Source organism: Bradyrhizobium sp. WSM2793 (assembly GCF_000379585.1).
Taxonomy (GTDB): Bacteria; Pseudomonadota; Alphaproteobacteria; order Rhizobiales; family Xanthobacteraceae; genus Bradyrhizobium.
Map to the genome: position 1 here is coordinate 1 of NZ_KB902820.1, position 23,436 is coordinate 23,436.

Annotated in this window: 18 protein-coding genes and 2 pseudogenes; 7 read left to right on the plus strand and 13 right to left on the minus strand. The window is 59.3% G+C overall.

Annotation, left to right across the window (positions count from 1 at the left end; all coding sequences use genetic code 11):
- Window positions 1-1,058: 1,058 nt before the first annotated feature.
- Window positions 1,059-2,413, plus strand: a pseudogene (locus A3AS_RS44315) (IS1182 family transposase).
- Between the two features lie 174 nt (window positions 2,414-2,587).
- Here the strand turns inward: A3AS_RS44315 and A3AS_RS49615 are convergent.
- The 3 genes from A3AS_RS49615 to A3AS_RS49625 form a co-directional block, all read right to left on the minus strand.
- Window positions 2,588-3,376 (minus strand): adenylate/guanylate cyclase domain-containing protein, encoded by a 789-nt coding sequence (locus A3AS_RS49615; protein ID WP_245283373.1) that lies wholly within the window; start codon window positions 3,374-3,376, stop codon window positions 2,588-2,590.
- Window positions 3,321-3,599, minus strand: a complete 279-nt coding sequence (locus A3AS_RS49620; RefSeq protein WP_245283374.1) for an alpha/beta fold hydrolase — start codon at window positions 3,597-3,599, stop codon at window positions 3,321-3,323. The genes A3AS_RS49615 and A3AS_RS49620 overlap by 56 nt, the downstream gene beginning before the upstream one ends.
- 144 nt (window positions 3,600-3,743) lie before the next feature.
- Window positions 3,744-3,896, minus strand: a complete 153-nt coding sequence (locus A3AS_RS49625) for a hypothetical protein (protein ID WP_245283375.1) — start codon at window positions 3,894-3,896, stop codon at window positions 3,744-3,746.
- A 289-nt stretch (window positions 3,897-4,185) separates the two neighbouring features.
- Between A3AS_RS49625 and A3AS_RS46180 the strand changes: the two genes are divergently transcribed.
- On the plus strand, window positions 4,186-4,566 hold the full coding sequence (locus A3AS_RS46180) for an integrase (RefSeq protein WP_245283376.1): 381 nt from the start codon (window positions 4,186-4,188) through the stop codon (window positions 4,564-4,566).
- 964 nt (window positions 4,567-5,530) lie between these two features.
- Here A3AS_RS46180 and A3AS_RS0137090 read toward each other — a convergent pair.
- The 3 genes from A3AS_RS0137090 to A3AS_RS44325 all read right to left on the minus strand — a co-directional run bounded on the left by A3AS_RS0137090 (window position 5,531) and on the right by A3AS_RS44325 (window position 10,798).
- Entirely contained in the window at window positions 5,531-6,490 is a 960-nt protein-coding gene (locus tag A3AS_RS0137090) for an ABC transporter substrate-binding protein (RefSeq protein WP_018322497.1), read from the minus strand.
- A 162-nt stretch (window positions 6,491-6,652) separates the two neighbouring features.
- Window positions 6,653-7,105 carry a cupin domain-containing protein gene (locus A3AS_RS50220; protein ID WP_084674994.1) on the minus strand — a complete coding sequence of 151 codons (453 nt, stop codon included), beginning with the start codon at window positions 7,103-7,105 and terminating at the stop codon, window positions 6,653-6,655.
- A gap of 324 nt (window positions 7,106-7,429) precedes the next feature.
- Complete coding sequence (locus A3AS_RS44325; RefSeq protein WP_018322499.1) at window positions 7,430-10,798, minus strand: adenylate/guanylate cyclase domain-containing protein; 3,369 nt, start codon at window positions 10,796-10,798, stop codon at window positions 7,430-7,432.
- A gap of 700 nt (window positions 10,799-11,498) precedes the next feature.
- On the opposite strand from A3AS_RS44325, the pseudogene A3AS_RS44330 reads away from it, so the two are divergent.
- Both A3AS_RS44330 and A3AS_RS50225 read left to right on the plus strand, forming a co-directional pair.
- Window positions 11,499-12,341, plus strand: a pseudogene (locus tag A3AS_RS44330) (PhnA-like protein).
- Window positions 12,342-12,347: 6 nt separating this feature from the next.
- Window positions 12,348-12,617 carry a low affinity iron permease family protein gene (locus tag A3AS_RS50225; protein WP_371260742.1) on the plus strand — a complete coding sequence of 90 codons (270 nt, stop codon included), beginning with the start codon at window positions 12,348-12,350 and terminating at the stop codon, window positions 12,615-12,617.
- 139 nt (window positions 12,618-12,756) lie between these two features.
- Here A3AS_RS50225 and A3AS_RS49635 read toward each other — a convergent pair whose 3' ends face one another.
- Entirely contained in the window at window positions 12,757-12,981 is a 225-nt protein-coding gene (locus A3AS_RS49635; protein ID WP_245283378.1) for a hypothetical protein, read from the minus strand.
- Entirely contained in the window at window positions 12,978-13,256 is a 279-nt protein-coding gene (locus A3AS_RS49640) for a hypothetical protein (protein WP_245283379.1), read from the minus strand. The genes A3AS_RS49635 and A3AS_RS49640 overlap by 4 nt, the downstream gene beginning before the upstream one ends.
- Before the next feature lie 2,171 nt (window positions 13,257-15,427).
- On the opposite strand from A3AS_RS49640, the gene A3AS_RS0137135 reads away from it, so the two are divergent.
- Both A3AS_RS0137135 and A3AS_RS0137140 read left to right on the plus strand, forming a co-directional pair.
- On the plus strand, window positions 15,428-15,883 hold the full coding sequence (locus A3AS_RS0137135; RefSeq protein WP_018322502.1) for a YidB family protein: 456 nt from the start codon (window positions 15,428-15,430) through the stop codon (window positions 15,881-15,883).
- Window positions 15,884-15,924: 41 nt separating this feature from the next.
- Window positions 15,925-16,188, plus strand: a complete 264-nt coding sequence (locus A3AS_RS0137140) for a GlsB/YeaQ/YmgE family stress response membrane protein (RefSeq protein ID WP_026202760.1) — start codon at window positions 15,925-15,927, stop codon at window positions 16,186-16,188.
- Window positions 16,189-16,280: 92 nt separating this feature from the next.
- Here A3AS_RS0137140 and A3AS_RS0137145 read toward each other — a convergent pair whose 3' ends face one another.
- From A3AS_RS0137145 to A3AS_RS0137160, 4 genes are read right to left on the minus strand one after another with little or no spacing between them, the layout of a single operon-like run.
- Entirely contained in the window at window positions 16,281-16,994 is a 714-nt protein-coding gene (locus A3AS_RS0137145) for a hypothetical protein (protein ID WP_371260743.1), read from the minus strand.
- Between the two features lie 20 nt (window positions 16,995-17,014).
- Window positions 17,015-17,431: a phage holin family protein gene (locus A3AS_RS0137150; RefSeq protein ID WP_018322505.1), complete on the minus strand. Its 417-nt coding sequence runs from the start codon at window positions 17,429-17,431 to the stop codon at window positions 17,015-17,017.
- Window positions 17,428-18,066 (minus strand): hypothetical protein, encoded by a 639-nt coding sequence (locus A3AS_RS0137155; protein ID WP_049815100.1) that lies wholly within the window; start codon window positions 18,064-18,066, stop codon window positions 17,428-17,430. The genes A3AS_RS0137150 and A3AS_RS0137155 overlap by 4 nt, the downstream gene beginning before the upstream one ends.
- A gap of 11 nt (window positions 18,067-18,077) precedes the next feature.
- Window positions 18,078-19,037 carry a DUF3618 domain-containing protein gene (locus A3AS_RS0137160; protein ID WP_018322507.1) on the minus strand — a complete coding sequence of 320 codons (960 nt, stop codon included), beginning with the start codon at window positions 19,035-19,037 and terminating at the stop codon, window positions 18,078-18,080.
- A 2,219-nt stretch (window positions 19,038-21,256) separates the two neighbouring features.
- Here A3AS_RS0137160 and A3AS_RS0137170 point away from each other — a divergent pair.
- Entirely contained in the window at window positions 21,257-21,448 is a 192-nt protein-coding gene (locus tag A3AS_RS0137170) for a CsbD family protein (RefSeq protein WP_026202761.1), read from the plus strand.
- A 544-nt stretch (window positions 21,449-21,992) separates the two neighbouring features.
- On the opposite strand, the gene A3AS_RS0137175 is transcribed toward A3AS_RS0137170, so the two are convergent.
- A complete protein-coding gene (locus A3AS_RS0137175) occupies window positions 21,993-23,015 on the minus strand; it encodes an ABC transporter substrate-binding protein (protein WP_018322511.1) in 1,023 nt (340 codons plus the stop codon).
- Window positions 23,016-23,436: the final 421 nt, after the last annotated feature.

The window sequence follows — 23,436 nt, forward strand, 5'->3', positions numbered from 1 at the left end:
TGGTTCGCCTTCGGCATTCCAGCGTTCACTGCCGTAGCCGCTATACTCTGGCTGATGATAGCCAAACCCCAACCTGCGGTTTTTTGAAAGATGGGAGGAATTGCCGAGCTAGACTCAGGAATCGGGTATTCCTATGCCAACTTGCTGCAGCCGCCCGGACAACGCGCAGACGTAGCGAACTGGGGCATCACGACCATTGGGCCGCCCGACAACACGGCTGCCGACGAGGGACTCACCCGGTTTCTTCTCGACATTCGCCAGCTTCTCGATCGCGAGGAATAGAGCGCGACGCGCGGCAGCGGCGCCAGCCTGTTGATCGCAAAGCCTATCGAGGGGGAGGGGAGGCGGTAGGAACCAACGCGGCCGCGAAGGCTTGGCACCTCACCAAGGGGCCGGTCGAGGTACAGGATGAGCGAGGCACTGTGCGACACGCCTCTCGAGCCAGCCACCACGTGAGAAGATGACCTTTGCCTTCGGAAGGCAACGCCTTACCCGACCCAAAGCTCTTAGCTCGAAGCGGACGATCTTTGATGTCATCGCTTTTAAAATGCTCTAGCTCGCTCAAATTGGTCCATGATGGATTGGAGCAGAGTTCAAATTTCTCAATGCGTTAGAAGGCCGCGCGTGCATGACGTGTGCACCGGGAGATCAAGAAAAATCCATCGCAGGCAAGCGTCGGGGGTCCTTCGTTGGAGCTGCGCAACGTCGCAAAACGTTAGCGGATAGAGAGCGCGTGCGCAGCGCAGGCTGGCGCCCACCGCAGGGTCTACTAAGATGCCCAGCTTCGCGAGCAGCGCTCAGCGTCGGTCAATGCCGAGATGTCACGTGAGCTGTAGTGAGAAAGCAAAAACTGACGTCGAGGCTCGAGTCGCTCCCCCCCTAGGCCGCGTACTCATAAATCGACCGCGTGAATCGATTTCCGCTTGTCCCCCAATAGCGGCGCGAAAGCGGACGTTGTCGGGCTTCCGAGAAGGGTCGATTTTGTTGCAAAAGTCAGTTGAGACGAGCCGGTAAGCGTGATTCCGTTGTGTTGACGCGAATCGCGATGAGGTCGATCCATGATGGGCCGTCTGAAGAGTGACCAAGGTCAACTGTTCTACGAGTTTCATCTCAGCGACGCGGTTCCCGAAGATCATCTGGTGCGGAAGATCGACGCTGCTCTCGATCTGTCGTGGCTTCGCAGCGAACTAGCTCCTCATTATTCGTCCATGGGTCGCCCGTCGATCGATCCGGAGCTGATGATCCGGATGCTGATCGTGGGGTATGTCTTCGCGATCCGCTTGGAGCGACTGCTCTGCCGTGAAGTGCAGGTGAACCTCGCCTATCGGTGGTTCTGCAAGCTCGTGTCGAGGACGCTATCCCGGTCATTCGGCCTTCTCGCGGGTTCGCAATGAGTGCTTCCGCGAGGGAGATGTCGTTCGTCGCGTATTCTAACATATTGTCGAGGTGTGCATTGTGGCCGGTCTGGTTGGTGGCGAAGGTTTTGCGGTAGACGCGAGCCTGATCCAGGCAGATGCCAACAAGCAGCGCTCAATCGCGGGTCAGGATTGGCGCAGGGATCGCGATCCGGCGAGGTCAAGCCGCGCGGCTGAAGGAGTATCTGGCGACCTCGACGATACGGCGTGGGGCGCGGCCAGTGACGTTGTCCCGAAGTTCGTTTCTCTCTCCGACCCCGCAGCCCAGTGGACCGGCGCTCACAAGGGACCAGCATTCTTCTCTTACTCCGACAACTATAAGTGAAGTTCGGCGTCATCGTTGATGTCGAAGCGTCCCGTGCCATTCGCCAGGCCGAGGTCGGAGCGGCGAGGACAATGATCGAACGAACAGAGGAGCGCTTTGGTCTCAAGCCGGAGCGGCTTGTCGGGGATACTGCTTGCGGGGCTGCTCCGATGCTGAATTGGCTGGTTGAGGTATCGCGCCACATGTCCCCGTGTTCGACAAGTCGAAGCGAGATGACGGTACCTTTTCGCGCAGCGACTTCGATATGATCCGACCAGCGACGTCTACCACTGCCCGGGCGGAAAGCGGCTCGGGACGAGCGGCAACGTGCACGAGGGCAAACGCTTCTGTATCGTGCGAGCAAGCTCGACTGCGACGCATGCCCGCTTAAACCGCAGTGCTGTCCAAAAGAACCAACGCGCAAGATCCCGCGCGATATACATGAGCACGCCCGGGACGTCGCCCGGTCGTTCGCTGGCGCCGAAGGCTTCGAGACTTCGCGACGTGTCAGCGCAAGAAGATCGAGATGCGGTTTGCGCACTTGTAGCGCATCCTGAGGCTTGGCCGGCTTCGGCTTCGTGACCCACAGGGCACCCAGGTCGAGTTTGTTCTGGCTGCCATCGCTCAGAATCTGAGGCGCCTCGCGTCGTCCGTTGCGCGACCTCCACCCGTTCATGCTCTGTGCATTGCGTAGCGTAGAAGTTGCGTTGAGAGCGTTAGGGTCGGCGGATCAAAGCCGGTCGGCCTTACCGTGGCCGAAAGACATCCGTCGGTCACAGCCGACTTTTGCAACAAAATCGACCAGAAGCGGACATTGGAGTGATAGCGTCTCAGCTTCTTATGGCGCAGTCGGCGCCCGGAAACTGATTCAGGTTACAGCCGCAAATAGGCGCATCGGCTCGGCAAGACCCTTAAGCTCGGCCGGTCCCTGATCGACAAACTTGAGGCCAGCACCCGCGACTAAGTCTCTTACCGTGCTCGAGGCCAGAACTTCGCTCGCTTTCGCATGCTGAGCTACCCGGGCTGCTTGCACAGCAATGCCGCCAAAATCGTCGCCCATCAACTCAATCTCACCGGTATGAACGCCGGCCCGTACTTCGAGATCGAGCGGCCGCACCGCGCTGACGATCCTCTGGGCGCAGCGGACAGCGCGCGCCGGGCCGTCGAACAGGGCCAGAAATCCGTCGCCTGTAGTCTTAACTTCGCGTCCGCGATGCCGCTCCAGTTCCGAACGCACCGCCGCATGATGCGCTTCGAGAGTTGAACGCCACTGCCTATCGCCCACCAACGAAGCTCTCCTTGTCGAGTCGACGATATCGGTGAACAGCACGGTCGAGAGGACGCGATCAACGTCGACGGCAGTAGCGAAAACACCCATGAATTGTCTGATCTCCTCGACAAGCCGATCCTGATCTCCTGACCATGCGAGGTGATCGCTACCCGGTAGTTCGATGTAGCGCGCCCGAGAGATTCTCTCTCCAAGCTCGCGGCCGGCGAGTGCACGTATGCGGACGTCGTCGCGCCGGTGCATGACAAGCGTAGGAACACGGATCGACGGCAGGATTGCCGTTGCGTCGATCTCGCGGTTCATACGCATCAGGTTAATCACATCGGACGGGCTGGCCGCCGAGCGCTCGAACTTGGCGAAGCGCTCCATGGCCCCGGGAATTGCGGCTGCCGAGGGGGAGAAACTTGGCAGACTTTTGCCGGTACCCCCAGTTGGACCGGATATCGCGCTCCAGTCCCGCAAAATCGTCAAACGGAACGGAGGAGCCAACCGTGCGCGCATACGTGCCGAACAGGATGAGACCGGCGACCCTTTCCGGGTAGGTCGCCGCGAACAGGATCGACATCGGCCCGCCCTCCGAGACACCGAACAAGTAGGCTCTCTCAGAACCCGCGGCGTCGAGGACGGCGGGATATCGTCGATCCTTTCATCGAGATGCGGGACACCGACGCCACGATCGCTGAGACCCGTGCCGCGTTTGTCGAATCGGATCAGTCGCGAGAACGAGCCGAGGTCGTTAAGGAAAACGCGCGGCGTTGGGATTCTCCCACGACAGCTCCAGATGCGATACAAAGCCCGGTGTCATGAGCAAATCCGGACCGTCCTGTCCGGATATTTGGTACGCGACGAAGACCTCGCCGCTGGTCACATAGCGCGTCTCGACAACCATGGCTTCCCGCCAGTCTGGGTCACCGGGTAGCCTACGGCTAAACGGCCACGCAGCGGAATCGAGCGGCGAGAGGCTCATGACCGTGTGGCCATGGCCCCAGGCTGCTCATGTTCGCTGAGGGTCCGCGGCGCACCTCTGCCGAAGCCTTCGGAGGCCTGCTTTGGGTCAAAATCGGTCCTGTCATCGCTCGAATTGGACGCAAGTACGTCTCCAATGATCTCGAAGCGGACGCGGGATTGGAAGGGCTCCGGGCTGAAAATGACCAGCCTCCCTAGCTGAGGAGGTCAACATGACCGATAGCCCAAGCACTATCCTCGAGACACGCTCCTTGGAACAAGGGGAAGATATCGGCGCAAAGCCGCCGCTCCGTCCGAAGCACGTCTGGTCAATCCGAATCAAGCTGCAGGTCGAAGGCCGAATGCGCGATTTGGCGCTATGCAACGTCGCCATCGACAGCAAGCTGCGCGGCTGCGACGTCGTAGCCTTGAAAGTCGATGGCCTTGCGCCGGGCGGATATGCGGCCGACCGCGCGACCGTCCGACAAAAGAAGACCGGTCGGCCAGTCAAATTTGAACTGACGGAATCAGCCCGGCAGGCAATCGATGATTACCTGCGCCAAGAACTCAGGAGAATACCTGTTCACTGGCCCGTCGGTGGACTGGACATATGACGACCCGCCAGTATGCCCGACTACTATCTCACTGGATCGCTGACATCGGACTGGACCCGCACCTGTTCGGGACGCATTCCCTTCGCCGGACGAAGGCGAGCTTGATTCATCGCCGAACCGGCAACCTACGAGCCGTACAGCTCCTTCTGGGGCACACGAAGATTTAGAGTACCGTTCGATATCTCGGCATCGAGGTCGACGACGCTCTCGCGATAGCAGTGACTTCGGGGGCAGAGCAGACGTGCTCTGCGGGAGCGCAATTGGTCTCTCGGTCACCGATAGACGCCACGAACCGGGCGGTGATGGAACACACTGTTCCTCAGCCGTTTGGCAGTCAATCCCCCTAGAGTGCCAGAAGAACGATCAGGCCCTTGATCCTTCTCGGTGCAGCCGGCGTTTTGGGATTCAAGATATTCAGCGCGTGAACGATACTCTTCGGCGATCTCCAGCAAGGCGGCCTTAGCACGCTCGTCAGCTGACAGAGATGCTTGCTCGCGGGCGGCCTGTTCGAGGCGTCGGAGTTCTCGCTTTATGGAGGGAGATTACCCGGACGTGCCGCGGTCCGCATTAAAATGTGCTAAAGTGTACACACATCCCCCACTCACTCACGGCAGTGGAGGTGGGCTCGGCTTAGTCTCTCGGATCACCCAGTACAGGTGCTCAAACCACCAGCGGCATTCCGCAATGCAAGCCCGGTTTTGATCAGACAGGCGACGGCTCTCCGCGATCGCGTCGTCCGCACGTTTGAGCAGTTCGGCATCAGCTTCGTTCATGTTGGCGGGAGACTACAGCCCCATCTGGTGGACCGTCATTAACAAAGTCCATTCCATCAGGGACACCGCATCCACCGTGGAATTTCCGCTATGGTCAAAAGCTGCGGTGAGCACCCTCATCGTGTGAGGTCCGGTCTCCCTCGGAGAGCCGACGCGGTCGACAGCTCGCCCGTTGTTCGGCTCATGTCGGCCTACTCGACCACTTCGTTGGCGCGAAGAAAAAGAGAGGAGGGAATTTGGATGCCCAAAGACTTCGCTGTGGTTGAATTGATGACTAATTCAAAGGCCGTAGGCTGCTCTATAGGCAGCTCGCTCGGCCGTGCACCATTTAAGATGAGTGCCGCGTAGGCGCCGGCTTTTTGTAGCGCTCCGGCTAGGCTCGGGCCGTAGCTCATCAGGCCGCCGACCGCACAAAACTCGCGAAATTCGTAAGTCGCCGGGAGCGAATGACGCTTGGCCAATGCGACGATTTGCATGCGCTGGCCGAAAAAGCCCGCATCATTGCCGACAAGCACTGCACCGACCTGAGCCCTGACAAGCTGCGCAAATGCGGATTCGAGGTCATCCGGACTGCGCGCTTTGGCGACCTCCAAGGACCGCCCCGTGGAACGCGCAATCTGTTCGATTTCCACCAGCAACTCCTTATTGTCAGGGTTTATCAAGAGACCTACGGTCGCGTTCGGTGGGAGGAGTTCCCGGATTAATTCAAGCCGCTTGAGTGTGAGCGTTGCCGTCTGCATGGATACGCCGGTGGCATTCCCTCCGGGGCGAGCGAAGCTTTTCGCGAGCCCGATCTTCACGGGGTCGGACGCAATGATGAAGACTATGGGAATGGTTGAGGTGGCGCGCCTTACAGCGAGAGCAACCACATTGCCTGGTGCCACGATCAAGCTTGGGTTCAGGCTTACGAGTTCTTTTGCAAGCTCAGCAAGCTTGTCGTGATTTCCTTCGGCCCATCGGGCCGCTTTCGTAACGTTTCTGCCGAACACATATCCTCGGTCCGCAAGACTTCTGTCGAACGCCTCAATATCAGAGCCTGGCGAATTCATTGACAGCATACCGATGACAGGCATCGCCGCCTGTTGTGCCCGCGCACTGAGTGGCCACGTTGCCGCTGCACTAAGAAACGCGATGAAGTGGCGCCGCCGCATGAAACCCTCCGTAGGAAACGCTTCATCGTCGTAGGAAGCCTGACAAACTCTAAAACCGTGCGGCGAGGATCAGAGGAGCCGCCGCGACCCAATGCCCGCTTAGGGGCAAGGCTGCCTTTGCGAATAGGTTGGCGCGACGTCCGCTATAAGATAGCCGCCTAGCTATTGCAGCACTATAGTCGCGGCTGGTGAGCGCCAGACTTGTTCAAGGAGCATTGGTTTGGAGGGCTGGCCTTTGTTGCCGTAATGGAAACCGAGAGCCTTCGCTGGCTGCCTCGAGCTCACGTTTCTAAAGTTGTGGACCTCGCCCGGCATCTCCGCGTATGCTTCGCCTACCTTGAAGGTCTGCGGCGGCTTTCCATCAACTTCGTAGACAACCGCACCTTCAAGTACATACACGAATCTCGGCGTTGGGTGCGAATGTCGGCCGGTAGCGGAGTTCGGCGGAATGTCAGTAACCCAGACGTTTATGCGCTTGCCCTCCATTTCTGGAAGGGCAGTCTTGAGAAGGTCGGTCCGCTTAATCGTTGCTGGCTGTTGTCCGAATGTAATCTGATCGCCGATTACAAACAAAGCTGTCCCAAGGATCGTCCCAGACAAAATGGCTCGCCACATAGCGGGACTCCCATTGCATAGGCGGGCGGAGCGGCTCGCGACCGTAAAAGTCTAGGATGCGAACACAGCTTCGCCAAGTCTCCTTCGGGTCGCGAGCGTCGATTTGGCCGCGTCCTCACCACGTCCGGTCTGCGTCGGCTGCTGACGTGGCGGGCACGGTGGCGATCTTCGCCCTCGAACCAGAAGCAGACGCGCAGTTCCGCTCTCGAACCACCACTTGGCCCTGCTCCGGGCAGTTTGATGCACAACCTTGCGCGTGAGGAGTGAAGGTATTGAGAAGCCCTGTCTGGCATCTTCAGAGACGAGCTCGGAGATAGCTTGGTGCTAGGTGCAGAGTTCTTCTAACAGTGCCTTGCTGTCCTTCAAGTCGCGAACATCGAAGCCCTCGTCGAACCAATCGTAGACCGGGGCGAGAAGGTCGCGTGCTTCATCACCCTTGCCCTGGCGGCGCCAGAGCCGGGCGAGAGTGACGGCAGAGCGGACCTCCCAGAGTTTCGCCTCCTGTTGGCGAGCAATAGCAATGGAGCGTCGAAACTCGGTCTCAGCCTCGGCCTCGGCGTCCGGCCGAGCCGTCAGCATCAAGTCGCCTCGTCGCCGATGCAGCTCGGCCTCGAACCATCGCACCCCCAATTTCTGCGTTAGTACTAAGGCGTCGGAGAGTTGACCGAGGCCGGTTTCAAATCGTGCTCTCTTTGCCTCGGCTGCCGCGAGCTGCGCAAGGTAGAACGGAAGAGTCCATGCTGCGCCGGACGCCTGGAATCCCTCGATACCGTGTCGCAGTAAGTCCACCCCGGCCTCGGCGTCGCCGGCTTCGGCCAGCGTCCAACCGCGATAGGCGGTCCCCATCGCGAGAAAGAAAGCAAAGCGCTGCTCCGAGGTTAGCGCAACTAGCTCCTCTGCCAGTTGCGCGACCATACCCGCGTCATCGAGGACGAAATGCAACCGGCAAGCGACGCTCAGCGCGAAGGCAAGGCTGATCGGATGGGACGACCCGCGCGCCTCCGAGATTGCCTCACTGCTCTGAACAAGCGCCTGATCGGGAAATCCAAGAAGGCTATAGGTTAGCGAGAGGAACGAAAGCATCGCCACGCGGGCGTTTTCTGCGAACAGTGCCGTCAAAGAGCGCTGCTGCGACGGATCGTAAAGGGCAAGCCCCCGCTCGAGATGGACGCGCGCCAAGGCCAATTGCCCGCGATGAAGGCAGCTGTCGCCGACAGCCCGATGACCGGCGACAAGAATGGCCGCATCGTTCTGTCGTCCGGCCAAATCTAGCAGTTCCTCAGCGATGCGATGCGATCGGTCCGTTTCGCCCCGCACATGATAGTGCACGAACTGCCCCCAAAGCGTCTTGAGCAGGTTCGGCCTGTCGTTCAGTAACTCGCAAAGGCGGCGAGCCCGGGCATAAGCCTTGCCGGTCTCTTCGGCCGCATGTCCCTTCGCAGCGATCAGTGCGCCGCCGAGTGCGAGCTGGAGGTCGGCTTCGATGCCTTGGCGTCCGGCGGTATCGGGCAGATGGGATAGCAGATCGAGCGCTTTTCGCATCTGCGCGATTGCTTCTGTCATTGCCGATCGAGCTTTTGAGCGCTCACCGGCTTCCTGCCAATACGACACTGCCTTTTCGATCAGACCTGCATGCGTGCAATGATGGGCTAGGATCTCCGGTCGCTCTTGAATGCCCTTATAGAGCCTCTCCTCAAGCGCGTCCACAATTCGTGCGTGCAGCTCGCGGCGTTGGCTGCGCAACAGCGTGCCGTACGCCGCATCTTGGATCAGTGCGTGTTTGAACAAGAAATTGGCGTCGGGCGGTTCGCCACGCCCAAACATGAGCTCGGCATTGATTAGCCGATCAAGTGCAGCCTGCAGCTCATTGTCGCATCGCTGTACAACGGCGGCAAGCAGGTCGTAGGAGAACTCGCGGCCGATGGCCGCGCCGATCTGCGCCACTTCCTTGGCTATCGGACCGACCCGGTCGAGCCGCGCCATCAATGAAGCATGGAGCGTGGCCGGCACAGCAAGTCCGGGTAGCGGCGCGAAGGAGATGGCTCGCGGGATCCCCTCGTTGCTTGTCTCGAGCACCGCTTTGGTCAATTCCTCAACGAACAACGGCACGCCATCCGTTCGTTCAGCAATCTCATTAACAATTTCGGTCGGCAACGTCCGGCTACCGGCCACGCTTCGGATCAGCGTGGCACCTGCTTTCTGGTCCAGCCGGTTCATCACAAGCAAACTGACGTGCGGCTTTCCGCTCCATACCAGCTGGAGCTCGGGGCGGTAGGTGATCAGGACCAAAACTGGTAAGCTTGCTACGCGATCGACCGTCCGGTCCAGCAGCTCGCGCGAGCTCGGATCGATCCACTGCATGTCCTCGAACACGACCGTGACTGGGTGTTTTTCTGCAAGAACTTCAAGCTGGCGGACCAGAGCGGCGAAGCTTCTCTCCTTCTTTTGTTGCGGCGTAGCAGCAACCGGCAGATACAGGTCACCGCTGGGAATCGACAGCAACTCGGCCAGGATCGCCACGTCCTCGTCGGACGGCAATGCCGGGGACAGTAGCAGCCGGAGCTTTTTGAGCTTCACAGTTGGCGCGTCCTCACGATCGAAACCAGCAGCTCGCTGGAGTTGTGCGGTGAAGGGATAGAGCGCACTTTCCTGATGGTGAGGCGAGCAGAAATATCGCAAGAAGGTGTGCGGCTCGCGCTCGATACGCTCCTGGAGAGCCGCAACGAGGCGCGACTTGCCAATGCCAGCCTCGCCGACGAGCAGCACTACTTGGCCGCTATCCGCCTTCGCAAGATCCCAGCTCCGCTCCAGTCGCGCGAGTTCTTCCTCACGCCCTACCAGCGGAGCGAGCATCGAAGGGTGCAACGCCTCGAAGCGGCTTTCTGCCGTTCCCTCATGAAGCACCCGCCAGGCTTGCACCGGGGCGGCAAAGCCTTTCAGAGTCACCGCGCCGAGGTTTTCATAGTCAAAAAGCCCGCCGATGAGCCGTCGCGTGTCCTCAGCGATGACCACGCCATCTGGTTCAGCGAGCGCCTGCAGCCTAGCAGCAAGGTTCGGCGTCTCGCCAAGGACCGCCTGTGTTTCTGCAGCCTCGCTGCCGATAAGATCACCTACGATGACGAGACCAGTCGCGAGTCCAAGACGAACCCGCAGCTCGAACTCGGGCGGCCCTCCAGGCGCATGCCTGGTCGCGGCGATCTCAAGCGCAGCGCGCACGCTGCGTTCGGCATCGTCCTCATGCGCTGAGGGATGGCCGAAGAGGATGAGCATGCCATCTCCGATGTAGCGGCTGATGGTTCCGCCGTATTTGCGGACGACCGCCGCTACGCTATCGCGGTACTTGGCGATTATGTCCCGTAGATCTTCTGGGTCGAGCTTCGTCGCAAGCGCTGTCGAGCCGACAAGGTCGCAGAACATAACTGTGAGCTGGCGGCGCTCGGCGGAAGAACTTGGTACGGGTGATAAGCTCGAACGCTCGGTGACCCGTGACGTTATCGAGGTCGATGCGCCGGCAGCCGCCGTGACTTGCGGCAGTACTGTTGGCGTGAGCGCCGCACCGCAGTCACCACAGAAGTTCTTTCCTTTCGGATTGTCGGCTCCGCACGCGGGGCAGCGAAAGGATAGCGCCGCGCCGCAATCGCCGCAGACCTTCTTTCCCTCTAGGTTGAATCTGCCGCACTTCGGGCAATCCATGCCGCACCCAATCGAGCTTCGACCAATATGAGGTCGCGTCGGTCCGTGGGCGCCCCTTCAGAGCGCTCTCGACGATACTCTTCAGCTGCCTACCAAGCACCAAGAATGATCAAGTCACAACGGTCAGAAAGGAGATAGAGGCGATCGTCACAAGGACAATGAGCCAGCCGGGTGTCATCGTTGCCTCCCGAGCGTTCGTCTCGAAAGCTTAAGCTCGCAGGCACCACAAAATTATGAACTAGCTAACACTCTGCAGTTGAAGCCCATTTTCAATCTTAGAAAGCGACCACAGCCTGACACGACCGAAACGCGAGAATGGTGCCGCAGCAAATGCCTGCATTTGCGGGCAGTCGACTGACCACCGCCTCCAGAGTCGATGAAAGGATCTCTCGCACGCCAGCACCGCGAGCTTTTGCAGATATGAATTTGGAAAAGAGCAACTCTTGGGCGCGAAGCTCACCGATCGGCCGACTAGGCATTTGCCATAGGACCAAGAAGCGACCCAAGAGTAGAAGTGTGGTGCTCAGGGAAAATGTCTTGGCTCCAATTAGGAACGTCATGATGAAGTGCCGGCTTAGCGAATGAACCCCTCCTTCATAGGTGGACAACCATGGCTTACCCAACCGAAGTGCCTCGCCAGAATCATCGATCTCCTCCGCAGAGGAGTGAAGTCGCTCCTGCCGACGACATACGCACGATCATGCTGAATCAGGTGGCTTGGGGCGCTGTTTTCGCAGGGGCCGTAATCGGGCTAGTCATGCAGATTATCCTCAATATGGTCGGGCTGGGCGTAGGTCTATCGACGATGGATATCGCTCAAGGCGACGCGCCTAGCGCGGGCTCAATGTCGGTCGGTGCTGGGATTTGGTTTGTCGTCTCGGGAATAGTCGCCGCTGCGCTCGGCGGGTACGTAGCTGGCCGGCTTCCGGCAAAGCATCGCAATCGACGACGGCTTATCACGGTCTAATTTCTTGGGCGGTCTCGACGCTCACTGTGGTCTATCTTCTCTCGTCGGCTGCGTCTGGCATGATCGGTGGCGCCGTCAGCACGGCGTCCTCGGCTCTTGGTGGAGCAGGTAAGGCATCTAGGCGGAACAGTGCAGACTGTAGCTCAGACCGCAGCGCCCTCTCTGAATAACGTTGCCGACCCGATGGCAGCCATCGAAAGCAAAGTGCGAAGCGCGTCCGGCGGCCGGGATCCTGCAGCACTTCGTGACGCCGCGATGACAGCTGTTCGAGCGGCACTAACTGGCGACCCTGCGCAACAGGCTGCTGCGAACGATAAGGCGGCGGACGCCTTAGCCAAGCCGCAGAACATCTCTCAAGACGAGGCGAAAGGTCAGATCGCTCAGTATCAGCAGCAGTACAAGGAGACGGTAGCGACGACCAAAGAGCAGGCAAAGCAGGCGGCCGACACCGCGGCGAAGCGTGTATCGCAGGGCGCCTTATTCGGTGCCCTTGCCCTCCTTCTGGGCGCGCTGGCTGCATTTTTGGGTGGTCGAGCGAGCGCTGTGACTCCGGCTGTTTCGGTCAGAACAACCTAAAGCGAGATGACCACGTTGGCATTACAGAAGGTCCGGGGCTGGCTTACGGATCTCGGCGTTCTCGCCTCGCGTCCCGCCGCATTCGCTATCGTTGCCGTGTACAGACTACTTTGGACTTTCGTTGGCCGTGGGCTCGGGTGGCACGATCTGGCGACGCTTTCGACGTGGGGGATGACCTTGGTGATTCAGCGAGCTGAGCACCGCGACACGCAAGCTCTTCATGCAAAGTTAGACGAACTGTTGAGAACAACGGGGCCGCGAAGAACTCACTCATGATCCTCGACAACAAGGACGCCGAGGAAGTCGAGCAAGAACGGGCGGCTCAGTTCCGTTCCTGACGGGAGAAGCCCAACATATGCGCCAGCTTGCGAGCCGCCACTGGTCCCATTGACTGGGTTGCCCCGCCGGTTGCCACTTAGCTTGGCAGTTTGAGTGCGCTGGAAATCTCAGCCACGGTCGCCTTCTCGGCGTCGCTGACAGCTACACCTCCAATACCCAAAAATCCGCCCTCGCTGGACGCCTCGGCAACGCTTTGGCTGATCTGACGCAACCAGTTCTTGAAAGCCACGGCGTCGCCGGGGGACTTCGCAGCGAGAATGCCGTCAACTTTCCGTAAAATTTGGATACAGGCGTTCTTCACTTCGGCAGGTTTTTACCGCTCAGTTTTTCCTTCAGGCCATCTCGGGACGCGGTCCGGCCCTCACTTGTTGCAAAGTCATCGACAACGGCCTTGATGAGCGTGTTCGAACCAGTGTCCATTTTGGCTTTCGCGAGTAGCGTGCCGCTCGCAAAACTTTCTTGGAGTAGACCCCAGAGGCCACTTGGCTCGGCGGCGCTGACGGCGAGTCCCGGAGCCATCACGCTTTCCAAAAGGGTTTTCCATTCGTCGGATGTGAAGGTTGATTTGTCAGCCATGCCCATCTCCTTGCTCTTTGGATCAATCTTCCAGAAGCTGAAAACGCGCCGCAACCGCCATAGTTGCTTGTTGGGTATCGGCGCAACGAGCGATTCGCGCCCGCCTTTACGCCTGGCAATAGAGGTCTCGCCGATCTCAGTTCCTAAGCACATCGGCCGCGCTGGGAACACTTGGCGTAGGCGAAAGGAACGATCCTCTGGGGTGCTAAGTTTTTGCCCCGCCCGACGGGAAGATAGTACCCGGAAGCGGGAATTTCGCCGCGCACTACGATGTTGGATTGCCGCGGGGTCAGCGTTCAAGCAACAGGCCACCCATGCGTTCTCGAACTAAGGCGTTGCCCAAGAATTCGCCTTGCAATTGTGCCCGTCGAGGGTCGTAATGCTAAGATTGTTTGAGAATTTTATTCAGTCCTGTTGTGTTGAGGTCGTGATGAGTATTTCCGGTCGGATCTTCGATGCCGCTGTTGCTCTGCACCAACGTAGCGTATTTCTCGAACGTCAAATTTCTGAATTGGTTGACCTGCGAAACCGATTAGCGCACGCCCAGTTGCGCCGTTCCCGGTCAAGGTCGGGGCGTTTGGTTTCCAGTAAACTAGGTCGGCGCCGTAAGTGTAGGTAGGGCCTTCCGGGTAACAAACCCCGAGTTGCCAATTGCCCTTCATAGCCTCAATCTATGGGCAATTCGTGAGTCGCGGGGATTCATGGTACGGAAGGCATTTGAGACGATGTCTCTCGATGAGCTGTGGCGACTCCACACGGCCGTCAATGACATTCTCGCCGCTAGACTCGTGGCTAAAAAGGAAGAGCTTGAACGACGATTGGGGCTGCTCAACCGGGAAGATAAGCCGCCCAATTTATAAGATGCTTAGATTTCCTGACCATTCACGCTGACTAGCCCCCGCGCTTCGGCCGTCGGCGTCGCTGCACTAATTAGGATTGGCGCAACGATAGCTCCTTCTAATCCTTGACTGGAGCGTTGAGCAGGCGACCGCCCAGCGCCGCTGGTTGAGCCGTGTTGTTGAGCGCACCCCTTGCAGTACGCGATAGTTGCAGGCCCAAGTCGGGCGGCAGTGGGTATCGACATGCGCAGCCGACGTCTTCGCCTCGGAGATGTTTCGAACCCCTGGTGGGCGAACCCTCGAATTTGACGTCGGCATGAACCTGGACGGCACGTTGAGGCCGTGCGCAACCGGCTATTGTCTGCCGCCTCCACCGAAGAGGTGCTGGCGCTGAAGTCGACGCCCGCCGGCGGTCGTCGGACCTCGGCTGCGTCGATGGACGGTACGAGAAATGCGACCCAGTGGAGCGCGGCGCGATTAGGCGATGGTCCGCTTGGCCCTTTTAGCGGCTTTCCAACGAGGCGCTGTTCAGGTCAGCTTGGGGCCACAAACGGAATTTGCCTTGTCAATCATTCGATGGCGCCTGGCGAGACCGGAGCCATGCCCGGTCTGAGCGTTGACACGCTACTGGCCACGCGCCTGTGATCACCGAAAACAACCGCGCGGGGTGTTATTGCACGTGGATCAACACCGCTTGTGCTTGTTCGACTTTGACTGTCAGGTATCCGCGAGTTCCGACATATCGCCACGGTCGTCCGAGGCAAGTCCGTGGAGGCGAACAACCGGATCATACGGTCCCGCAAAGCTTCCTTCTGCAGCAACACGAAGATGGCGACCACCACCATGATGCCGAACGTGGCGAATGGTGACAGGACGGGAGACAGAGATTTTTCCAGCAGCGCTAACGGGTTTGTGGGCTGGCTGCCGGGCGCTGCCTGCTTGCGAGCGGGAGAGTCGACCTTGGGCGCCGAAGGCGGCGCGGTCGCGGCTTGCCCGGGCTTCGCATTATACCCCAGGTGCTCAAGCATGCCTGACATCTTGTCCAAGGCAAACTCCCGCACGGTCAATACCTTCTTCCCGATTGTCGCCGCATACTCCGGGGCATGACGGGCAATTGTGCGACCTGGAATCCAATGATGGTGCCGAGATAGCGATGATCCCGATCGCAAGGAGGACGACGATGAGAACCGATGGGATTTGGCCAAGCCGCAACCGCCGAGGAAGTTCACCAGAGGAGACAGGACGAAAGATAGAAGAACCGCGACGGGTCGGCGCATAGGAACACAGCTGTCTCCTCCGAGTTCGGGTGTTTAACCTGTTGAGGAGCCTAAGATGAGCCGCGGAATGCCCTCCATGACCGCACTTCTCGGAATGCTGGCAATCGCCGGGTATCAGAATCGAGACAAGCTGGCGGAGCTGCTCAAAGGTCCGGGCGCTGGATCGCTTGAGCCGGCCAACGCCCAGCAACCGCTCGGCGGCCTACTCGGAAATCTTACAGGTATGTTGAGCGGCGCAGGCGTCGGGGGCCTGCTTCAAGGAGGAATTGGCGAACTCTTGGAGAAGTTCAACCAAAATGGCCATGGAGACGAGGCCAGGTCTTGGGTCGGCTCTGGGCCGAACAAGGAGATCTCGCCGCCGCAGCTCCGGGAAGCAATTGGGCCCGAGGTGTTGGAGAAGCTCGAGAAGGAGACCGGGCTTTCTCAAGAGGAAATTCTCGCAAGGTTGTCGCGCGAGCTGCCCCAGGCAATCGACAAGTACACGCCGGATGGGCGTTTACCGACCTCCTAGCGACCGAATTGTCGCCGCTTTTTATTAAGGAGGAGCAGAGCATGAGCATTATCTGGACGATAATTATCGGCTTTGTTGCGGGAGTCATCGCGAAATTCATCATGCCGGGCGACAACGAACCCTCCGGGTTCATCCTGACGACCATCCTCGGCATCGTCGGCGCCTTCGTTGCAACCTACCTTGGCCAAGCTCTTGGCTGGTACCGTCCAGGAGAGGGTGCCGGACTCATTGGTGCCGTGGTCGGCGCCATCATCGTGCTCTATGTGTATGGCCTCTTCGCCGAGCGACAAAGGCGCGCGATTTGAGATGAAAGTCAGGCTGCTGGCTGAGCGAACATTTTGTCTGATCAGATACCAGGAGCGCGACGTCGTCAGCGCGCTCCTGCTATCTATATCACTCATGAGGGAGACTTCACCTCGCTCCGCGCTGCGGCGGCAGCATCCATGCCGGCTTGCTTGAGCCGGTCCACAACTTCGGCCCCGGTGTCGCTGATCTCTGCGATGACGCTGTCCGAAGCTTCCCGGACGGCCTGCGAGACCGCACCGGCGCGCCGATTCAGGTCGGCCTTCACATCGTCGCTGACCTCGCCGATATATCTGTTTTCGAGCTCGGACGCGCGAAATGCGCCGGCAACCGCTGCACCGATCGCGACACCCACGACGCCGAGCACGAGGGGTTGCCGTTCAAGCATATCTGCAAGCGACGATTTCGCGCTGTTGATGGTTTGTCTGTCCGGGGACGAACTGCCGAGCTTGCTGAATTGCTCCTTCGCGAAGGCGACGCCCTCGTCGAAGCGGTCGCGGATGTTGTCGACACCTCCCGACACAGCGTCGGAAGTTGCAGCGGTCGCGCCACGAAACGTGTCTCCGATCCCCATCGAACTGTCGTCGTCCATTTCAGGTGCTGTCGGAGGCGCCACGGTCTGCTTGACGGCGGATGCCGCCGACCTGAGGCCACTCGTTCCAACGTCGGCGGCGGATGCAACGGCCTCCGTCGCCGATCGCGCCGCACTTTTCAGGCTCTGGTCGCCGGCGAGCAACCAGAGCGCGCCGCCCCCGATCAGTGCGGCGGCAACAGGGTTTTCCCCGGCGGCGGTCACCAAACTGTCCATAAAGCTGGTTTTTGTGCTGCTCATCGCACCATTCCCTTCACGGTATCCTTATCCTTTTCGAGCTGGCCAATCGTTTCCCGGGGGGCCAGATGACGCGCGTCAAGCCGGTTGATGCCGATGGCGACCAGCACGGCGGCGATGACCGCCGCGATGATTGCCGAGGTCAGATAGGAGACCGGCGGCGACCATCCCGCCGAGATCAATGCGGCGGACAAGGCGAACAGCGCCATGACGATCGCCGGAATCACCAGAACGGCGCCACCAACGATCAGGCCCAACGCCCCGCCGATCTTCTGAAGCTTCTCGCCAAGCTCCGCCTTTGCCAGGTCTATTTCATTCTGGAAGAGCTTGGCGAACTGCGACATGGCATCGCCGAGCAGTGTCGAAATAGCCCTGAATTCGCTTTGGCTGGTTTTGATATCGCGCTCGATGCTCATGGTACCGTGCTGCCCTGTGCCGACGAGGTTTGTTTCGTATCAGAGCTGCGCTGCATGGACTCTTGAGCCCAGGCTTGTTGGCCCGGCCTGAACGAGGTCCCGCCCGGCTTCTGACCGCCTCCCGAGGACGCACTGCCCGTCATGTCGCTCTGCCCCGCGGAGGACGACTGCCCTCCCGATGCCTTCAGGAAGCGAACTGCCGCGAAGCCTGCCAGCACTGATATCCCGAGAAAGGCCGCAGGCTGACGTTTGGCGAAATCGGTCGCGCCCTCGACGAGATCTCTGAAGCTTCCTTCCCGGATCTTCTGCGCAGCGTCTTCGACATAGTCGGCGGCGGAATCAATCCCCCGGGCGGCGAACGGCACGTCTGCCTCAAACGCGCGGCCCGCTTCGCGGATATTATCTGCCAGGCGCTCGATGAAATCGGCGCCGGACCGGGCCTGGCTCTGGATCTGGTCCACAGTTCCTTCCGCGACCCCCTTTGCTGCATCCGCGGCCTCACCGAACTTGTCGCGCGCAAGACCGGCCGATGCCTGGAAAGCATCGCCGGCGCGCTGCATCACCTCCGCTCCGGCATCGCCAATGTGTTCTTTCAAATCCTTTGCGGTGCCCTTGTCCGGGTCCAAATCGCTCATGATGGTTATCCTCAAGTGTTGGTTTGAGAGGGGCTAAAGGCAGCTTTGACCACGTCTTCGGCTGCCTCCTTCAATGTGTCCGCCATGTTCTGCGTCAAACGGCTGGCATGGCTTCCGAGATCAGCCTCGGCGACTTTTTGCGTCGCAGCATCGGCTGCGGATGTGGTCGCGTCTTTCGCCGCTTCGAACCCGGATTGCGCGGCAGCAGCCGCAGCCTGCTTCACTCCGTCACTTGCCTGGCCCATCACCTTGGCTTCAGCCTTCGTTTCGGGAAGAGCGGTAGCAATGATGGCGCCGATCGCGATACCCAGGCCTCCGATCAGCGCGGCATTGTCGCCAATGGTCTGTCGGGCCCGGTCAGGGGCGTTTGCCGCGGCATCCTTGGCGGCGTCGATGCCGCTCTTGAGCTTTTCACTTGCGGAGCTGGCAGCCTGCGCCGCGCTCGCCCGCAGATCAGAGGCGAGACCAGCGGCCTTGTCCTGCGCGTCACCGGCCATCCCGGCGGCGCGGCTTTGGGCGGAGGATAGCGTGTCCCTGGCGTCGCCCTGAATGGCCCGGGCGCCCTCCGTCACGTTCCCAAGCATGTGCTCCGCTTTGTCCATGACCGGGCCGGTGACGTCTGCAGCGCGATCCCGCACTGTCTTCGAGGTCAGGGCTAGTCCGGCGCCGATCATGAGAAGTGGCAGCGGCGTGCCTCGCACCAAGCGGAGCAGCGGGACACCCACTGCGGCGCCCGCGGCCACGGCGCGCATCGGATTGTCCATGATCTGTTGCTTGAGCCCGTCGACCCAACTCTGGGTCTTATGGCTGACGTATTCGGTGACTTCGGATTTGATGTGCTGCGGCGAGACCTTATGGCGAATGTCATCGGCGGTGTCCGATATCCGCTCCCTCAAACGCCCCACCGTAGTCGCCAGCTCCGCGCGCGTGCGCTCAGACTCTCGTCTCAACTCCTCCACCGATCGCGTCATCGATCCATCCTCTTATTTCTCTTGGATTTAATGACGAACTCACGCTTTCTTGAATCGTTCCTCAGGGATCGTCTTGGTGATCCCTGTAGCGATGTGACGTGCTTTGAAGAGCGGGTGGAGCTAATCTGCCCACCGCGTCCATGTAGCTCGAAGCGATAGAGCTCGCGCGGCGTGCCCGCTTTACGCGATGCTAAATTCCGGAAAGCCGATAGCTTCGCTAAGCAAGCACTGCGTTGGAGCAGCGTGACCCCAAGGATGCACCTGAACTTCGGTAGTCGGCGGCAGCATTGGGTCATCAGGTGATAGACTTTCGGAGTACAGGGAGTTGCTCCTGGGGTCACCTTGTGACGCTCCAACATCTTTCGTTGCAACTTTTTCCCGTTTCCCTCATTAGAGCATCTGAAACAACCAGCGGCCATACGGGCGCTCGGTTCACTTATCGTAGGAGGGAAATGGATGAAGTGGGTCGGCTTGTCCGGTTTTGCGATTGCCCTTGCTTCATTTGTAACGTCCTCCGCGTCGGCGATGCCCGCGGCAACACCGGATGCGATTGGCGCGTCCGATTCTAGCGCGCTCCCGGTCAAAGGGGGCACGGTCATGGCTGGGGGCGCCGTGGCGGCCGAGGGCATCACTACGGTTGGGGCAGAGGCCGTGGCCACCACTACGGCTGGAGGCACCACCTTCGCTGGTAAGCGGGCGGGCCCGTCGACCATTGGGTTGCTTAAAAGCGCCCAGCTACCTTTGGACGCTTGTCCCCTCGAAGCTCGCATTGCAAGCTGACAGGATAGTTATCGCCTGCACGCCCTTTCCGTGAGGTTGCGGGCGAGAACATTGCGCCGGTGAGGGCGGTGGGAGTCTCTTGATGCTGTGTTCCAGGCCGCGACATCCGATCCGTACGACGCTCGATCTAGCGGATGTAAAGCAGGTGAGATCCAAAAAGGAGGCTCGGCATATCGCAAGCTGACCTAGCCAAGATTGTGAGCAAGATCGGCAATTCCCTGGCGGCTATCCAGAAGGAAGTTGAACTCGACAAAGCAAGCACTGTTGAAAAGCGTCAAGTTGCGAGGAAGCACGTAGTTGCCCAGCAGTGACTTCCGATCCGCCTGAAATTTTCGCTTCCGAATTACGATAGCTTATCAAGGTTACGCTCCTGTTCTGAAAGTGGCGAGGTCTCGGGGAGCATCAAATGCATGGCACCCACCAAATCAACACCATCATCGCAGCAACAGTTTGCGACTTCTTCAAAGATCATTCCACCGCTCGGATCGCGAGTGAAGACGCTAAGCTGCTGGGGTAGTTAATCGTTGAGGCGCTGAATAATGCGGGGCTGGAGGTTGCCCTAGTCATCAAACAGACGCACCCGGCCCTTCGACTTCGCAGGATTGACAGTTAGGACTGGCGGCCAGGGGCATGTGCTCAAGGCGTGACGAGGTCGGTTGAACGGTCGTTTTCCGCTTTGGGTTAGCAGCAAACGGAACGAGGAGCGGAAGCGATGGGCCAACAGCCGACATCTCCAAAAGAGGCAAACGCCCTGCTCAAACAAAGAAACCCGCCGAGCGTTCTTGCGGGTTCACTCCCTGTGCCGCTGGCAGATCGCGGGCGATCTCATTTTCTAAGGCGGTCCTCGAAGGCTATTTCTTTCTTCGACGCGGAGCCGTCCCTCAAGGAAGCGTTGTAGTCGGCCTGCGAACTATTGATGTTTGATGGATTGCCGGGCGGCACTGCTACCAGTTGTCGCCCCGCTCGTGCTCGTTGGCTCTCCCGGTGCGTGAGAAGCCGAGCCAGGCCGGTCCTGGTTGCCAACATAGCCGGATTCGCCGGAATCGCGGATCTTAATGCCCTTATCGACTTGAGTTTGCACGTTTTGAGCAACACCGGATTGAGACGTCGTCTCCGTTTGCTGCTGGGCGGCAGCAGGTATCGACATCACTGGAAGTGCGACAAGCAGCTGCCGATAGGTATCGCATGGCTGTTTCTCCATCTAGCCCCGCCGCTTGATCAATGTGCGCAGCCCCGAACATTTCCGCCCTACTGATGAAAACTTGTGACTGCTGCGTTGACACATCTCACGCAGTAGTAAGCAGCACAGAGTGCAATCTGTGTTCTTCATCCGCCGCTACAGCCAAGTCTTAGTGCGCAACGGCGGCACCGCGTCTCGTAGGAACGACCGCGCAACGGTTTCGTTGTGCTCGTCTTCCGGACAAGAAAGGATAACGATCATGGACCGTGAACATGTGAAGGGCGCCGCCGACAAGACAAAGGGCGCGATCAAAGAGGGTGCCGGCAAGCTTACCGGAGACAAGGACCTGGAAGCCGAAGGCAAGATGGATAAGGCAAAGGGCTCCGCCCATAACGCTGCGGGAGACGTGAAGGACGCCGCGCGGGACGCCGCTGACGCCCTCAAGAAGTAAGTAGAAGAAGGTCTGAACTAGCCGCCTATGGGCGGCCTTTTCTTTTCTGTCAGTCCCACGACAAGCTTTGGGGCCGCTCTAGCTCGTAGGCTTTGCCTCCGCAATCCACATACGTAAGTGAAACTCGCCCATTTCGGCTCTGGGTCATAATGCGAAAACTTGGCCTGAGCAATCAAAGTCCGTACCGACCCGCTAAGCGGAACTCAGGTGTCTCAACTGCGCTGATGGGCCACTAAGGGACTCATGCAACGCAGAGCTCATTCGATTATCTCGTCGGCACGGGCGAGCACGGACGGTGGCACGGTCAGACCGAGCGCTCCGGCAGTTTGGCAATTGACGACCAGTTCAAACTCGATTGGTTGTTCGACAGGCGGTTCGGCGGGCTTTTGCTCCTTTGATAATCTTGTCAACGAAACCAGCTGGTCTGCGAAAGAGATCTCGGGTGTCAGCGCCGTATGCTAAAATCAAACCGGCTTGCGCCCAATCCTTGAAACTTGCAGCTCGCTAAGCCCGCCTCCAGTGCCGCTGCAGCAGATATGAAGCGCTATTCGATCACCTCGTCGGCGACAGCCAACAAACTCACCGGAAATTCCAGCCCAAGCGACTTTGCCGTTGTTCGATTGAGCACCAGCTCGAATTTGGTTTGCTGGTAAAACGGGATGCCAGCCGGTTTTGCGCCCTTCATCACTTGATCGGTCATATCTGCAAGACGACGCATGGCGTCCCCAAGGTCAGTGCCGTAACTCAGCAGACCGCCCACATCGACGAATTCGCGATGAGGGTAGACAGCAGGCAGACGGTGTTTGGCGGCTAGATCAGCGATTAGTTGACGGTTCGTAAGGTGTTCGCCCTGATGCGCAACCATGAGACCGTCAACGCGGTCTGTTTCCATTTCATCGAACACCCGCTCATACGCTGCTCCGTCGAGCTTCTCGCTGAGCAATACAGCGGCAATCCGAATACCAACCCGGCCTGCGGCTTCTCGGAGGGGTGCGAGACCCGTTTCCCAAAACATCGTCGCAGATGAAGGAATGAGCACCCGCACATTGCGTGGGTTTCGCACCGTCTCGCTAAGGAATTGCAGACGCTTGTCGTATACTCCCAATCCCGCATCAACACTCACTCCAGTGATATTTTTATCCGGTCTGGCCAGGTTCGTCACGACTCCGCCGGCGACCGGGTCACCGCTGCTAACTAATATTGGAATTGTAGTGGTCAGGGGCTTCAACTGGCGTGCAATCGGGCCGGAGAGCGAGATGATCAAATCAGGATGACTGGCAACGATTGTGCGAGCCAAGTCTCCATAGTGGTCGGACTGACCGAGCGCCGAATACCGGTCCACGAGCAGGTTTTGTCCTTCGACATAGCCAAGCCTCTTCAACTCCCCAAAATAGGCTTTGAACGTCAGGCGACCGTTGATAGTCATTCCCTCGGGCTTTTCGGCGGTATGGACAATCGCGATCCGTTTTATGCCCGGCGACCGAGCATCAGTCTGAGCGTAAACAGGCTTTGCGAAGCTCAGGGCTGCGGTGATCGCCGTACCCGCGATGAACTCCCGCCGTCGCATGTGCCCTCCAAGGATCACGCCGGAGCGCGAACAATCTAGCACTTTGTCATAAGACTGTGTGAGCGGCAAAGCTGCATTTGCGGGGCGGCGGCGAGCAAGGTCCGCTTGGGGTCAAAAAGCGGCGGCAAAAGCAAGCGGCGTCCGCCGTCCGGTTTCCCCTCAATAGCTGAAGTGCCAACCGCGGCTTCTGCCACCCGTATTTTCCCAAGTGTTCGCCGGTCCCGGCTTCGCGTATGCGCTTAGTCGCATGAATCGAGCCGACTGTAACGCCCCGCCACCTCCTGTCTGCGAAAAAATGACGTGAAATGGTACCGGTAGGAGCGTTGCGCGCAATCGTGGATCGGCAGGCTGTACGGGTCTACAAGTGCTTTCCATGCCAGCGTATCGTCTCCGCGCCTCTGCGGGACTAAGGACATACTTG